The sequence below is a fragment of the Spirosoma sp. 48-14 genome (assembly GCF_001898575.1).
Lineage (GTDB): Bacteria > Bacteroidota > Bacteroidia > Cytophagales > Spirosomataceae > Spirosoma.
In genome coordinates, this window is record NZ_MKUD01000044.1 from 1 (window position 1) to 14,627 (window position 14,627).

General features: G+C 49.8%; 11 protein-coding genes. 9 read left to right on the forward strand and 2 right to left on the reverse strand.

All coding sequences use genetic code 11. From position 1 onward, the window contains the following. The 5 genes from BGO59_RS21655 to BGO59_RS21675 form a co-directional block, all read left to right on the forward strand. Positions 1 to 301: sigma factor-like helix-turn-helix DNA-binding protein (locus BGO59_RS21655; protein ID WP_293686650.1), on the forward strand; the 301-nt coding region annotated here is incomplete at its 5' end. A gap of 21 nt (positions 302 to 322) precedes the next feature. Beyond that, positions 323 to 1,342 (forward strand): FecR family protein, encoded by a 1,020-nt coding sequence (locus tag BGO59_RS21660; RefSeq protein WP_293686652.1) that lies wholly within the window; start codon positions 323 to 325, stop codon positions 1,340 to 1,342. 158 nt (positions 1,343 to 1,500) lie between these two features. After that, positions 1,501 to 5,100, forward strand: coding sequence for a TonB-dependent receptor (locus BGO59_RS21665; RefSeq protein WP_293686654.1), 3,600 nt, complete (start codon positions 1,501 to 1,503; stop codon positions 5,098 to 5,100). An 18-nt stretch (positions 5,101 to 5,118) separates the two neighbouring features. Beyond that, positions 5,119 to 6,906 (forward strand): RagB/SusD family nutrient uptake outer membrane protein, encoded by a 1,788-nt coding sequence (locus BGO59_RS21670; RefSeq protein WP_293686839.1) that lies wholly within the window; start codon positions 5,119 to 5,121, stop codon positions 6,904 to 6,906. A gap of 82 nt (positions 6,907 to 6,988) precedes the next feature. Further along, positions 6,989 to 7,828 (forward strand): endonuclease/exonuclease/phosphatase family protein, encoded by an 840-nt coding sequence (locus tag BGO59_RS21675; RefSeq protein WP_293686656.1) that lies wholly within the window; start codon positions 6,989 to 6,991, stop codon positions 7,826 to 7,828. An 89-nt stretch (positions 7,829 to 7,917) separates the two neighbouring features. On the opposite strand, the gene BGO59_RS21680 is transcribed toward BGO59_RS21675, so the two are convergent. Then, on the reverse strand, positions 7,918 to 9,183 hold the full coding sequence (locus BGO59_RS21680; RefSeq protein ID WP_293686658.1) for an AGE family epimerase/isomerase: 1,266 nt from the start codon (positions 9,181 to 9,183) through the stop codon (positions 7,918 to 7,920). Further along, positions 9,176 to 10,186 carry a bifunctional heptose 7-phosphate kinase/heptose 1-phosphate adenyltransferase gene (locus tag BGO59_RS21685; protein WP_293686660.1) on the reverse strand — a complete coding sequence of 337 codons (1,011 nt, stop codon included), beginning with the start codon at positions 10,184 to 10,186 and terminating at the stop codon, positions 9,176 to 9,178. The genes BGO59_RS21680 and BGO59_RS21685 overlap by 8 nt, the downstream gene beginning before the upstream one ends. 313 nt (positions 10,187 to 10,499) lie before the next feature. Between BGO59_RS21685 and BGO59_RS21690 the strand changes: the two genes are divergently transcribed. The 4 genes from BGO59_RS21690 (at position 10,500) to BGO59_RS21705 (ending at position 14,563) form a co-directional block, all read left to right on the forward strand. Continuing rightward, on the forward strand, positions 10,500 to 11,579 hold the full coding sequence (locus BGO59_RS21690) for a methyltransferase (protein WP_293686662.1): 1,080 nt from the start codon (positions 10,500 to 10,502) through the stop codon (positions 11,577 to 11,579). Positions 11,580 to 11,642: 63 nt separating this feature from the next. Continuing rightward, complete coding sequence (locus BGO59_RS21695; protein WP_293686664.1) at positions 11,643 to 12,923, forward strand: MFS transporter; 1,281 nt, start codon at positions 11,643 to 11,645, stop codon at positions 12,921 to 12,923. A 184-nt stretch (positions 12,924 to 13,107) separates the two neighbouring features. Next, the gene (locus BGO59_RS21700) at positions 13,108 to 13,569 is read left to right on the forward strand and encodes a hypothetical protein (protein ID WP_293686666.1); all 462 of its coding nucleotides are present in this window, start codon (positions 13,108 to 13,110) and stop codon (positions 13,567 to 13,569) included. A 400-nt stretch (positions 13,570 to 13,969) separates the two neighbouring features. Continuing rightward, complete coding sequence (locus BGO59_RS21705) at positions 13,970 to 14,563, forward strand: dihydrofolate reductase family protein (RefSeq protein WP_293686668.1); 594 nt, start codon at positions 13,970 to 13,972, stop codon at positions 14,561 to 14,563. Positions 14,564 to 14,627 lie beyond the last annotated feature (64 nt).

The window sequence follows — 14,627 nt, forward strand, 5'->3', positions numbered from 1 at the left end:
CATTAGAGCTTGTTTTGTTCATAGGAATCGCCGTTATCAGGAATACCTCATTTTGCACGAATTACATCAGGCCGAGCTGACCGACGAAACCGTGCAGTTTGCCGATTTATCGAAAGCGGTAGAGGAAGTCATGAAAAAACTACCCGAAAAAACCTGCGAGGTATTTAAGTTGAGTCGTTTCGAGAATCAACCCGTGAAAAGTATTGCCCGGCAACTCAACCTGTCGGAAAAGGCGGTCGAATACCATATCACCAAGTCGCTCAAAGTACTACAGGAGCAACTTCGAATTTATCAGAACTGATCCGCCCAAACGCACCATCCCATGAACCAGTACGATTTCGATAAACTGATCGAGAAATACCTCGCCGGAGAAACCAGTCCCGATGAGGAAAAGCTGATGCGTGAGTGGTCGGACCACATGATTGAGCAAAGCCAGCTTACCATCAATCCCACCGAAAAACATACGCTTCAAACTCGCTTGTGGAAACGCATTTATACCAATACATTAGGTCAACAACCTTTTCTGGTCCGGTATGGTTGGTTCCGGGTCAGCGCGGTTGCCGCTTCTATCCTACTTTTTATCCTTGCCGGGTTCTTTGTCAGCCATCAGCTCAATACGCATCAGGCAGCTCGGTCAATTGCCCGGAAAAGCCCCGAATCAACAGGAAATATTACGATTAAAAACACATCGAATAAAGCTGAGAAGATCAGCCTGAAAGACGGCAGTTATGTATTGCTTAGCCCCCGAAGCAATCTGAGCTATCCGGAACAGTTCGGCACAAAAACGCGGGAAATATACCTTCAGGGGGAAGCCACCTTCGATGTTACCCGAGATACTTCCCGCCCGTTCATTGTTCATACAGGTAATCTGGTAACGCAGGTGCTGGGAACACGATTTACGGTAAAATCCTTCGAAGAAGACAAGTCGATTGAAGTACGGGTGAGCAAAGGCAAAGTCTCGGTGTATGAAGCCACCCGGAAATCGGACGGCAACCGCAATGGCGTTATTCTGATACCGAACCAGAAAATAACCTTCGACAAAGTATCGCAGAAACTGACACCTGGGCTAATCGAAACCCCACAAATGGTGCTGCCTCCCGACAACAAAGCCCACTTCGTATTCGATCGGGTTCCGCTGGGGCAGGTACTCGCTTCGCTCAGCAAAGCCTACGGCATTGAATTCATTGTCGAAAACCAGGCCTTGAACAAATGTGTGTTTAATGGCGACCTCAATGAGTTACCCCTTTATCTACAGCTTGATCTGGTTTGTAAGTCGCTAAATGCCACCTATGAACGGCGTGGTACCACCCTTTTCATTAATGGCGAAGGCTGTCAAAACTAGAAAAACAAACTTAACAAATCATCCTATAGAGTTAATATACTGGTAATACAGACAACCCTACTTTTGCGGGATGAAACCATTCGTCGCGCTTTAGATTGCCCTCCCACGCTCAATTTACCCAATTACTCATCTCTCTTTTTCATGAACATCGTATTATTATGACGAGACAATTTTACCTAAAACAGGTTTTGTGGAACGCCATGAAGACAACGGTTGTGCAGTTACTGCTCTTCGCTCTCTGCTACGGCCTGTCGTTTGCCCGCGACACGCACGCTCAGGAAATTCTGAATAAGGAAGTCACGCTGAAAATGGAATCGGTCGAAATCTGGAAAATCCTGAATCGACTCGAAAAACAGACGGATGTCAAGTTTGTGTACAGCACCAACAGCATTCGGGCCGACCAGAAAATGTCGGTCAATGTAGCAAATGGTAAACTCTCCAAAGTACTGGACGAACTGCTGAGTCCACTCCGCATTTCGTATGAAGTGGTAGGTAGCCGCATCCTTCTTCGTAAAAAGACGGTTGAAAGTACCTCATTCACACTACCTTCCATAAACACCCTGTCGATACCAGCCCTGGTCAGCGCTGACCTGACCATTACGGGAACCATCAGCGACGACAAAGGCGAAGTACTACCAGGGGTCAGTGTGGTGGTTAAAGGCACGCAGCGTGGTACAACGACCGACGCCAAAGGGCAATACCGTATTTCGGTGCCCGACGGTAAGGCCACCCTCATCTACTCGTTTGTCGGTTATCTGAGCCAGGAGGTTCTGGTGGGTAATCAGAGTGTAATTAGCCTGACGCTTAAAGCCGATTCCAAGTCATTGGAAGAGGTAGTCGTGGTGGGTTATGGCACGCAGAAGAAAGTGAACCTAACTGGTGCCGTCGATCAGGTGACCAGCGAAGTACTTGAAAACCGTTCACTGCCCAACTTATCGCAAGGCCTTCAGGGCACTATCCCGAACCTTAACCTAACCATGGGCGACGGGAAACCCATTCAGTCGCCTACCTTCAACATTCGGGGTACCACTTCGATCGGTCAGGGAGGGAGCGCACTGGTACTGATTGATGGTGTAGAAGGCGATCCAAGCCGTCTGAATCCGAATGACGTAGCCAGTGTATCGGTCCTGAAAGATGCCGCTTCGGCCGCCATTTACGGGGCAAGGGGTGCGTTCGGTGTGGTCTTGATCACGACAAAAAGTCCAACGAAAGACCGTACCAGCGTAACCTATTCGGTGAACCGCTCGATCAAAAGCCCGACTTCGGTCCCTAATTTTGTAACGAACGGCTACACGTTCGCCAAGATGTTCAACGAGGGCTGGTCGGCCTGGAACGACTATGCGCAAACCCCGCAGAACATCAACAAGACGGTCAAATTCTCGGCCGCTTACCTGGCCGAACTCGAACGTCGGAACAACGACCCCAGCCTGCCAAAGACCGTTGTAGACCCCACTACCGGCGAATATGTGTATTACGAAAACACCGACTGGTACGGCGAACTTTACAAGAAAAGCCTGAGCGCTACGGAGCACAATCTGTCGTTTTCGGGCAGTAGCGGCAAGGCTGATTTTTACGTAACGGGTCGCTATTATACCCAGGATGGTCTGTTCAGGTACAATTCGGACGATTACAAGATCATGAGCTTACGGGCCAAGGGTTCCATCCAGCTCTACCCCTGGCTGAAAATCACGAACAATGCCGATTTCTCGTCGATGAAGTACCATAACCCATTGAACGTGGGCGAAGGGGGCGGTATCTGGCGGAATATTTCCGACGAAGGCCACAACAATGCCCCGATGTTCAACCCGGATGGAACATTGTCTTACTCGGCCGCCTATACCGTGGGCGATTTCTGGTACGGCAAAAACGGCATCAACATGGACCGACGCGTATTTCGGAATACGGCCGATTTTGCCACGACCTTTTTCGATGACAAATTCCGCGTAAAAGGCAATTTTACGTTCCAGACCACCGACAACGATGAGTTTCGGACTCGGGTGCCGGTGCCCTATAGCCGCAAACCGGGTGTAATCGAATACGTCGGAACCAACTACAACGACCTGCAAAATCTGTATCGCCAGACGATCTACACGGCAACAAACCTGTATGCGGAATATGAACCGCGCTTCAGCCCCAACCATTACCTGAAAGTGCTGGCGGGTTACAACTACGAGCACTCGAATTTCCGTCGATTGGAAGTTGTCCGCAATGGACTGATTTATGCCGATGCACAGGACATTAGCCTGGCCCTTGGGCAGTCAATCACGACCAGTGGCGGCATGGAAACCTGGGCCATTCTGGGTGGCTTTTACCGATTGAACTACGCATTCAAAGACCGTTATCTGCTCGAACTGAACGGTCGTTACGACGGCTCGTCGAAGTTCCCATCCGATCAGCGGTATGCCTTCTTCCCTTCGGTATCGGCAGGTTGGCGCGTCTCGAACGAACCCTTCTGGAAAGTATCACCCAAAGCCATTACCGATCTGAAAATCAGAGCATCGTATGGGTCACTGGGTAATGGTAGCATTGCCTCCTATGCGTTTCAGGAACAGTTCAGCATCGCCCAGTCGGGCCGTATCCTGAATGGGGTGAAGCCGCAAAAAACCGGCCAGCCAACCGTTCTTCCCGATGGCCTGACCTGGGAAACCTCGACAACCTCTGACCTCGGTATTGATCTGGCGATGCTGAACAACCGACTGACGTTTACCGGCGACGCTTACATCCGCAAAACAACGGGTATGTTTACCGTAGGGATGACCCTGCCAGCCGTATTCGGTACCGATGTTCCGAAAGGCAACTACGCCGACCTGACGACCAAAGGCTGGGAGGCTGTTCTGACCTGGCGGGATAAACTCTCTGTAGGAAGCAAGCCGTTCAACTACGAAGTGCGATTGACTATGGCCGACTACTCGGCTACCATCGACAAGTTCAATAACCCTAACCGACGATTGTCCGATTATTATGTAGGCCAGAAAGTTGGTGAAATCTGGGGGTATGAAACAGCCGGTTTCTTCACCTCTACCGATGATGTAGCTCAATCACCGAAACAAAATCTATACAAAGCCTCCAATACCGGTCAGTGGCTTCCGGGCGACATTAAGTTCCGGGACCTGAACGGCGATGGTGTGATCAGCTACGGCGACAATACAGTTGATAACCCAGGCGACCGACGCATTATTGGCAACTCAACGCCCCGCTACACCTATGGCATCATGCTGGGAGCCGATTGGAACAACTTCTTCTTCTCGTCGTTCTTCCAGGGCGTTGGTCATCAGGACTGGTGGCCAGGTTCTGAAGCCAGCATTTTCTGGGGCCAATACAACCGCCCCTACAACAAATTACCGGAGTGGCAACTGGGCAAAATCTGGTCGCCAGAGAATCCAGACACCTACCTGCCCCGGTATCGTGGGTATGTATCGCAGAACAGCGCGGGCGAACTGTATCAGGCACAAACCAAATATTTGCAGCGGGTGGCTTATCTGCGTATGAAAAATATCCAGATCGGCTACAACCTCCCCCGAACCCTGATTCGGAAGATCGGGATGAACAGCGGACGCGTGTTCCTGTCGGGCGAGAATCTGCTAACCTGGTCACCTCTGTACAAACTCACCCGTGACATCGACATTGAAAATATTGGCCGGTCAGATGCTGTTTTAAATCCACCTACGAGTAGCGATCCTAACAGTAATAGCAGTGGTAACGGTAACAACTACCCGATTCTGAAAAGTTACACCCTGGGTATATCGGCCACTTTCTAACCTAAAAACGACATGACTATGATTACTCGATATAGCTGGCTTTTTCTGATAGCCCTTTTTCTGGTTGGCTGCAATGAGCTGGAACAGATACCCCAATCGACGGCCTCAAAAGGCGCTGTTTTCAGCAGCACCAGTGGTTTAGACTTATACGTAAACTCATTTTACGACGGCTCGACAACGGCTGTTTTTCCGGGCGCCAGCGACATCCACGAAGGCGATCAGATGGCCGATTATGCCGTCCGGACACAGGTGCCAGATTTTTTACGCCCCGGAGCCTATGGTCCTCAGCAAAGTTCAGGCTGGGACTGGCGTCAGTTGCGAAATATCAATTACTTCATTGCGAACCTGAACAGTCCGTCCATTTCCGCTACCGATCAACGGCACTACCTGGGTCTGGCCCGTTTTTTCAGAGCCTGGTTTTACTTTGAGAAGGTGAAGCGGTTTGGCGATGTGCCCTGGATCAACAAGGCGATGGGCGTTAACGACCCTGATCTGTATGACACGCGTGACCCTCGGGCTATGGTTATGGACTCCGTACTGGCCGACCTGAACTATGCCTGTGAGAACATCAAAACCACTAACGACAATACCCGTAGTCTGGTCACAAAATACGTTGCTTACGGATTCAAATCGCGTGTTTGTCTGTTCGAAGGCACTTTCCGAAAATACCGTACCAGCTATAACCTGGGGAGTACAGCCGAAAAATGGCTGAACGAATCTGTCAGTGCGGCCGAGAAAGTAATGAAAGAAGGTGGTTTCAGCATCAGCGAAACGGGCGGTACTGATAAGTCGTACCGGCAGTTGTTTACCAGCACCACACCTGTCACCAGCGAAATCATGCTGGCCTTCATCAGCGACGCTACACTGAGCGTGTATAACGATGCCAACTGGTGGTGGACCAGCGCTACCTACGGGGCTCGTGTCAGTTTGAACCGTACGTTCGTCAATACCTATCTGAACATCGACGGTACGCCTTTCACATCGAAGCCGGGTTATGAGACAATGACGTTCATGCAGGAAACCAAAAATCGGGATAAGCGCCTGCAACAGACCATTCGGACCCCTGGCTACACCCGCACCAACGGGGGTGCTGTAGAGCCCGGCCCGCCCGTTTTCTCCTACACCTACACGGGCTATATGCCAATCAAATGGTCGCTGGATGATGTGTATTATGATGGGGGCTCACGGAATATCAACTCCATCAGCATGATGCGCTACGCCGAAATCCTGCTGAACTATGCCGAAGCCAAAACAGAGCTGGGAACCCTCACCAACGACGACTGGGCCAAAACAGTGGGAGCCCTGCGGAAACGGGCTGGCATCAGTGCTGGACTGACAACCAAACCTACAGTCGTTGACCCTTATCTGCAAGCCAATTATTTCCCCGGCATTGCGGACCCGGTGCTGCTCGAAGTACGTCGCGAACGGGGTATTGAACTGGCGCTGGAAGGGTTCCGGTTTGCCGATATCATTCGCTGGAACCGTGGCCAGCTAATGGAACAGCAGTGGAATGGGTTTTATGTACCGGCGCTCGACACACCGATGGACCTCAACGAAGATGGCAAGCCTGATGTGGTGTTCTATAAAGTGAAACCCGCTACACAAATTGCGGGGGTTACCTATGTGAACGTCGCCGAAACAGTAAACGGTGTGGCGAATCCGCAGCGGCTCAAAAACGACACCTATGGCGAACTAACCTGGCTTACGAACATTACCCGTAAATGGGACGATAAATTTTATCTTTACCCCATTCCATCGAACGACCTGCTGGTTAACCCCAAACTAGGTCAGAATCCGGGTTGGTAGTTTACCTCAGGCATTTACCTCACGGCAGGGGGCAGTCGGCCGTTGCCGTGGGGTTATTTTTGTACATTTAACAATCGTTTTCATGCGCATCATTCTTTTTCTTCTGGGTATTTTCCTGATGGCTCAGCCTATACTTGCCCAAAAATCGGAACCCATTACGGTAGCCACATATAACCTTCGCTACAACACCAAAAACGATGGCATTAATGCCTGGCCGAATCGGAAGGAGAATGTAAAGGCACTCATTCGCTTCCACGAGTTCGATCTGTTTGGTACGCAGGAAGGGCTTCGCGATCAGTTGAACGACATTGCCGAACTGCCCGAGTATGCTTTCATTGGCGCAGGCCGTGACGACGGGAAAGAAGCCGGTGAGCACTCCGCTATTTTTTACAAAAAAGATCGCTTTAAAGTGCTCCAGTCAGGCAATTTCTGGCTGAGCGAAACGCCCGATAAACCCGGAAAAGGCTGGGATGCCACCTGTTGCAACCGCATCAGCACCTGGGCAAAGTTCACAGATCTGAAAACGAAAAAGGACTTCTACTTTTTTAATGTCCATTTCGATCACCAGGGTGTTGAAGCGCGTCGGCAATCGGGTAAACTGATGGTGGCCAAGATCAAGGAAATCGCCAAATCGGAGCCAGTGATTTTGACGGGAGACTTCAACTCGACGCCCGAAACCGAGCAGATCCAAACCATCAAAACGCTGCTGAGTGATGCTCATGATGTAACGGCCACGCCAGCCTACGGCCCTGAGGGCACCTTCAACAGCTTCAAATTTGATGCGCCGATGAACAACCGTATCGACTATATCTTCGTCAGTAAGCCGTTCAAAGTCTGGAAGTACGGAGTCCTGACCGACGCTAAAGAGCAGCGTTACCCATCCGACCATCAGCCCGTTCTGGTCAAAGTGACCATGAATTAACAAGGTGTTTTAGTAAACACAAAGGCACAGAGTACCCAGAGATTAAACGTTAAAACTCTGTGTACTCTGTGCCTTTGTGTTTAAATCAATTACTTGTTCAGCTTATCCAGGCGACGGATGGATTGAACTACCGAACGAACGGTATGGTAATTGATCTTCCAGGAATGGCTCATGTGCGTCCAGATCGGAACGCCCTGACGGGTCATCAGTGGCCACCACTCCCCCACCGGATGGTTTATCATCTTATCCATCAGAAACCGATGGACGTTCTCGTAAGCTCTCCAGTATTTCTCGTCGCCCAAAATTCGATAGGCATCCAGGAAACCGATCAGCACTTCAGCCTGCTGCCAGAACTCCTTTTCCCGGTCATAGACCTGCCCACTGTGTGATCCTTCCACAAAAACGCCCCCCTGTTCCCAGTCGACTCCGTAATCGACCGCATGCGAAAATGACTTGAGCAGTTGATCGCGATAGGTGTCGTACGGGATGTCCAGGATGTCCAGAGCATGAATCAGCAGCCAGGCAAACTCGGCATTATGGCCATAGCTCGTATTATCTTCGGCTTCCCGCTTGATGCCGTCTTCCGTAAACCGATCCCAACCCCAGATAACGTCGAATTTGATTTGAGGAGCAACCTTCCAGTCGGCCCAAAACTGAGGTATACCTGTTCCATACTCTGGATGCATGATCGTACCCACCAGCAGGGTTATCACTTCCAGCAACTTCCGACGGTGAAGCGGCTGTCGGGTGCATTCATACAGGGTCGTAAAAGCCTCCATCAGGTGCATATGGGCGTCGAGCGTTTTGCGATCCCCTCCGGCGGCACCAGGGCCTTTGAGCGTCCAATCGCGTTCAAACATCTCGAAGTACCCCCCATAGCAGGTATCGGCCGCGTATTTTTGCAACAGATCGAACACCTTTTGCGCATACTCAACCCCACGCGGGTCGCCGGTAGCCAGTGTGTATTCGCTCAAACAATAAATGGCGAAACTCTGCCCATACACAATTTTCTGGTCGTTTAGTACATCGCCTTTGCGGTTGGTCATCCAGTAAAATCCACCATGCTCCTCATCCCACATACGGCTCAACAGATAGTCGACACCATGCCGGGCCATATCAGCCAGTTTTCCTTCGCCATAACCAGCCCGATGAGCCGATGCATAGGTGTAAATAGAGCGTGTCTGGGCAATAAGTGATTTTTCGTCTTCGCCCGAATCGTTGCCAAACTGATCGAAATGGGTGATAAACCCTCCGTTCTCCGCATCGACGGCCCGATTGATCCAGAAGGGTAATAGTTCGTTAGTCAGGTGATTATGCAGTTCCTGACGACATTGCTGTACGACTTCGTTAGTCATTGGAATGGTAGGTATGATATAAATCAAGAATTTCTGGCAGACTGGCCGTTCCGGTCTGCCCTAGTTTTTGCACGGTAACAGCCGCTGCCAGATTAGCGAGTTCAAGGGCCTGCTTGGGTGTGGCTCCTGCCCCCATACAAGCCGCCCAGGTAGCCACTACGGTATCACCCGCGCCGACAGTATCGAGTTCGCCTTGCAAGGGTAATCCCTCCGCTGAATACACACCAGAATCATCGAGGTAGAGGATTCCTGCCTGCCCGCGTGTGATCAGCAAAGGACCGCTTATCTGCTCCCGCAGGACTGTTCCGTTTTCAATACACCACTGAATGTCAGCCTGTTCGGGCAGGTCGATACCCAGAAAATAAGCTAGTTCAGCCGTGTTTACTTTCAGGGTAGCTCCCCGCACCTGCTTGCCCACCGTACGCATATCGGCCACAAACCGAACCGTAGGAAAGCGTTCGATCAGGTGATTGAGTCGGCCGAGTCGATGTTCCGTCAGCAGAGGGCGGGGAAATTGCTGATTGATGATCAGTACATCTAGATTTGGCAACAGGCTTTCCAAACCCGCCAGTAACTGACCGAATTGCCTCTCTTCCAATTCATTAGCCGTTCCGAAATCGATCCGATTGGCTTCCCTGCCTTCGAACGGTTTTGTGTACAGGCAGGTATCCCACCCGTCCGAAACCACCTGCAGATATTGCGTATCGACGCCCAGTACGTGAAACAGATGCTGCATTTCGCGGCCGTACAGGTCATTGCCCACACAGCCAATGGCATACCCCTGCGACACACCAAGGGCGGCTAGATTCTGAATGACATTTCCGGCAGCACCCAGCGAAGCCCTTGGCTGACTTCCCCAGAATACATCCAGGCCTGTCTCGATGGATTTTTCGCCGGTTTGGGTTTTAAGGTTGAAATACAAATCGATGGCGAAGTCGCCGATAACGCCCACCTTCAGCGTGGAGAGTTGGTCAAAAATTGTCTGGATATCGGTAGTGGTCATTAGAACGGTAAAGCATTCAACTTAACTTTCACACTAAACCCATAATAGTACGGGGACTACTCACTTCGGGCTATTTCTACAGGAAGATTAAACGCTTAGGCTACATTTCTTAAACCGCGAAGGCGCAAAGTCGCAAGGAATAAGGTCCTGACTTATAAATCTTTGCGTCTATCACGTCCCTGCGGTTTTAGTTGAAAAGAACTCTGTCCGCCTTCCTGAGTAGTAAAACGAACAAAGAACCAGCTTCCTGAAACAGTAGGTTTTAGCCGTTATTTTAGATTGACACCCTGATCGTTCGTTAAAAACTTTTCGCATGTCTGATTCCTCTTTGCTTGATTTAGCCCCCATTACTCGTCATTTACGAGCCATGTTTGGCTCCCGGTTGTTGATTGCCGCCGTACATCATTTACCCGTTTTTGAGGAACTGGGTACCGAATCCCTATCTATAGAGGCTCTGCGTACCCGGCTCAATCTGGCCGAACGCCCGGCTATGGTTTTGTTTCCAGCGCTTTGCGCCATGGATTTACTGGCTTTCGATCAGCAAGAGCGGCTGTATATAACGGAGTTGGGCAAATACGTTACTCAGGCTAATACGCCTAACCTGACCGGATATCTGGGTCTGGAAAAAGACGATGCCGGTGTTTTGGAAATGGCTGCCCGGCTTCGGAACGATGGGCCGCTGGAGGCCGCTGAGGGCATTTCGTTCGTCAAAGACGATGAAAGTCCCTCGCCCATGGATGACCCCGGCCTGGCCCGTTTTCTGACGCTGGGACTAGCGGGTCGCGCCCGTCACCTCTCGCCCCTGGTAGCCGCCAACCTGACCAGACGCGAAGGCCATCTGCTCGATGTGGCAGGTGGCACAGGCTTTTACACCTACGAATGGTTACTGGCCAATCCGACGTCGACGGCCACGATACTGGATCGACCCGCTGTATTGACGGTTGCCGCCGAATTGCTGGACGAATTTGCCAAAAGTGGTCGCCCCGGTGCAGCTGAGGTTACAGAACGAGTGACCTTTCTGCCCGGCGATATGCTTACGGATACCTTACCCCAAACCGACATCTTACTAGCCGCCAGCCTTTTCCATGACTGGCCAACACCTACCTGCCAACATCTCGCTCATCGATTCGCCGAAGCCCTGCGCCCCGGTGGCGAGTTATGGGTTCACGATGCGTTTCTGAACGATACCCTGGATGGGCCGCTGGCCGTTACGGACTATTCGGCCCAATTATTCTGGAATACAAAAGGGCGCTGCTACAGCCGGGCCGAATACCGAAGCTGGCTTCAGGAAGCGGGTCTGCAACCTATGCCCGATACCCTCCCAACCCAGATGGATTATGGATTGATCTGGGCAAGGAAGAACAACACGAAAGACTTATTTTTTAGCCAATAGGCAGTAAAGTTGCTGTCCCGTTCAGCTTTCCCAAACAACGAATTATCGAACCTTCCGCCTACAATGAACCAGACACTTGCCAAATCCCGCTGGTACCGACTGCTACCCATCGCGTTTATTACGTATAGTCTGGCGTATCTGGACCGGGCCAATTTCGGATTTGGTGCGGCTAGTGGCATGGCAGCCGATTTGAAAATCACCCCGGCGATGTCGTCATTGCTGGGTTCGCTGTTCTTTCTGGGGTACTTTTTCTTTCAGGTACCCGGCGCGGTATATGCGGAGAAAAAAAGTGCGAAAAAGCTAATTTTCTGGTCGTTGATTTTCTGGGGTGGCCTGGCTGTAGCGACGGGAGTTGTGAGCAACGTCAATCTGCTGATTGTGATCCGGTTTATGCTGGGTGTTGTCGAAAGTGCCGTAATGCCTGCCATGCTGCTTTTTCTGAGTCGGTGGTTCACCAAAGCCGAACGTTCGCAGGCCAATACATTTCTGATTTTGGGCAATCCGGCTACGATTCTCTGGATGTCGATTCTGTCGGGTTATCTGATCAAATCCGTTGGCTGGCGGTGGATGTTCATTGTCGAAGGGTTTCCGGCTGTTATCTGGGCCTTTTTCTGGTGGAAACTCGTCGACGATAATCCTAAAGACGCCAACTGGCTGACCGAATCCGAGAAAGAGGCCGTGGCGGAGCAGCTTCGGCAGGAACAGCAGGGTATAAAGCCTGTTAAGAATTACGGCGAAGCGTTCAAATCCCGGATCGTTGTTTTGCTGAGTCTTCAATATGCCTTGTGGAGCATAGGCGTGTATGGCTTCGTGATGTGGTTACCCTCCATCATAAAAGCTGCGCCCAACATGACCATTGTCGAAACAGGCTGGTTATCGTCCGTGCCCTATGTACTGGCCATCATCAGTATGCTCGGAGCCTCCTATTATTCCGACAAAACCCTGAACCGGAAAGCATTTGTCTGGCCGTTTCTGTTGCTGGGTGCCATCGCTTTTTATGCATCGTATCTAGTCGGCGTCAATCAGTTCTGGACCTCGTTTGTTCTGCTGATTATTGCGGGTGGCGCCATGTACGCTCCCTACGGCCCTTTCTTCGCCATCATTCCTGACCTATTGCCGAAAAACGTAGCGGGTGGTGCTATGGCCCTCATCAACAGCTTTGGCGCCTTAGGTTCCTTTATTGGCGCCTATGTTGTGGGCTACCTCAACGGCACAACAGGTGGTTTTGGAGCCTCCTACATTTTCATGGCGGGTTCACTATTTTTATCGGCTATTATTACGCTCATTGCCGTTAAATCTCCTTCAAACCAACCCATACACAAATCCGAAAAACTTACGCTATAAGACTTTCTTTTCATCCGCCCATTGGGACCTATATTTTTTACGATAATTAATTTTTGTTTCAGAAATAACACAGAAACCACGCACTATATAATACAATAAAAGGCTAGAATAATTAAAATAAACACAAAAGCTATTACAAAAAATTCGCATCTTCAAGAATTGTAAGTCATTATTGTGGTACTCCATGACAGAGAAAGCATTACTTAACTATTTCCTGAGCAAAGTTTCTGTGGAGGATTTTTCAAAAGACTTACAGGACTCGCAAGTCAAAACAAGTTATGACACAACATCAGTTTATGTAATTCCCATTAGCAGAATTAATGATGAGGAGTATAATGTTACGCGCGACAACCTGATTCAGTTATGTAATGACACGTTGAATGCAAAGCTGACCTTAACAGATATAAATACCATTGCTTTTGCTATAATTACTTCTGAATTTTTCACTTGGGACGATACTGCAGATGATGCTGAAATAATAGAAACCGTGATTTACGACTGGGATAACCCGGAAATTGGTTTTAGCTTGTCTTTACACAATATTGCTTTGTGGAAACAATATCTACAAACGGGTGAATACTTATTGAACAAAGCGGAACTGAAGGAAAAATTTCGCAACGACAAAAAAAGACAGCAAGACCGATAGATACCAGCTATATGACATAATAAAGACGGCTTGCAACCAAAGGCTTTCCACTATATTGCTTTTAACATTGCATTGGCAATATGGCGGGGCGACGAATACATTCTCAGCTTTTTGTTCACTGCTCAACTTCGGTTTCGGCAGAAGAATAACACCAAGCAACTCAACAAACAATGAGCTTTTGTAAATTTTATCAGCATTGGTTACGGGCAGAAGGAACACGGAATACCGCCACATCGCCAATGCTTTTACGTTGACAGCCGAGCTGCAAAACAGCGTAAATTACTATACAAAACGATCTATACCTTTCGTATCCAGCCCCTGCAATTGTCGCGTTTACACCGCACTATCCTGATCTGCCCTGGCGAAATTTGTATCCTAACAAAAACCATTTCAAATGGCAATGAGAAAGCTAATCGTCTTATCCATGATTTCATTGGACGGAGTCATGCAGGGACCTGGTGGACCCGAAGAAGATACATCAGGCGGTTTCGAATATGGAGGCTGGGTGGCTCCCTACGACGACGAAGTAGATAATCAGGTTATGGAAAAACTCATGCAACCTGCCGATCTGCTTTTGGGTAGGAAGACATTCGAGATTTGGGAGAATTACTGGCCAGCGCATGACCATATATGGCCGGGTATCAATGAGGTTACGAAATACGTCATGTCCACAACCCGGCAAACGTCGGACTGGCGCAATTCCGTTTTCCTCAGTAGCCTGTCAGCCATCGAAGCACTTAAACGTTCAGAAGGATCGGATATCAACGTCTGGGGTAGTAGTGAGCTTATTCAACTGCTTTTGGCCAATGATCTGGTGGACGAACTCTGGCTTAAAATTTACCCATTGACACTTGGTAACGGTAAAAAGTTGTTTGGTGATGGTCCCATTCCGGCTGCCTTTTCCTTAACAGAAAGTACTGTTACGCCCAGCGGGGTAATCATTGCCCATTACAAACGGGCTGGGCAAGTCAAAACGGGTACGATTGGCGGGTGATGCTTGGCCTATAACAAGGCCATATTGCGTTTAGTGCTCTTTCCCATACGCCTTTTCTCCCGCT

Excerpts from the sequence above, each read along its gene's own strand:
- BGO59_RS21660 (WP_293686652.1), top strand. The coding sequence starts at position 323 with ATGAACCAGTACGATTTCGATAAACTGATCGAGAAATACCTCGCCGGA.
- BGO59_RS21665 (WP_293686654.1), top strand. The coding sequence starts at position 1,501 with ATGACGAGACAATTTTACCTAAAACAGGTTTTGTGGAACGCCATGAAG.
- BGO59_RS21670 (WP_293686839.1), top strand. The coding sequence starts at position 5,119 with ATGATTACTCGATATAGCTGGCTTTTTCTGATAGCCCTTTTTCTGGTT.
- BGO59_RS21675 (WP_293686656.1), top strand. The coding sequence starts at position 6,989 with ATGCGCATCATTCTTTTTCTTCTGGGTATTTTCCTGATGGCTCAGCCT.
- BGO59_RS21680 (WP_293686658.1), bottom strand. The coding sequence starts at position 9,183 with ATGACTAACGAAGTCGTACAGCAATGTCGTCAGGAACTGCATAATCAC.
- BGO59_RS21685 (WP_293686660.1), bottom strand. The coding sequence starts at position 10,186 with ATGACCACTACCGATATCCAGACAATTTTTGACCAACTCTCCACGCTG.
- BGO59_RS21690 (WP_293686662.1), top strand. The coding sequence starts at position 10,500 with ATGTCTGATTCCTCTTTGCTTGATTTAGCCCCCATTACTCGTCATTTA.
- BGO59_RS21695 (WP_293686664.1), top strand. The coding sequence starts at position 11,643 with ATGAACCAGACACTTGCCAAATCCCGCTGGTACCGACTGCTACCCATC.
- BGO59_RS21700 (WP_293686666.1), top strand. The coding sequence starts at position 13,108 with ATGACAGAGAAAGCATTACTTAACTATTTCCTGAGCAAAGTTTCTGTG.
- BGO59_RS21705 (WP_293686668.1), top strand. The coding sequence starts at position 13,970 with ATGAGAAAGCTAATCGTCTTATCCATGATTTCATTGGACGGAGTCATG.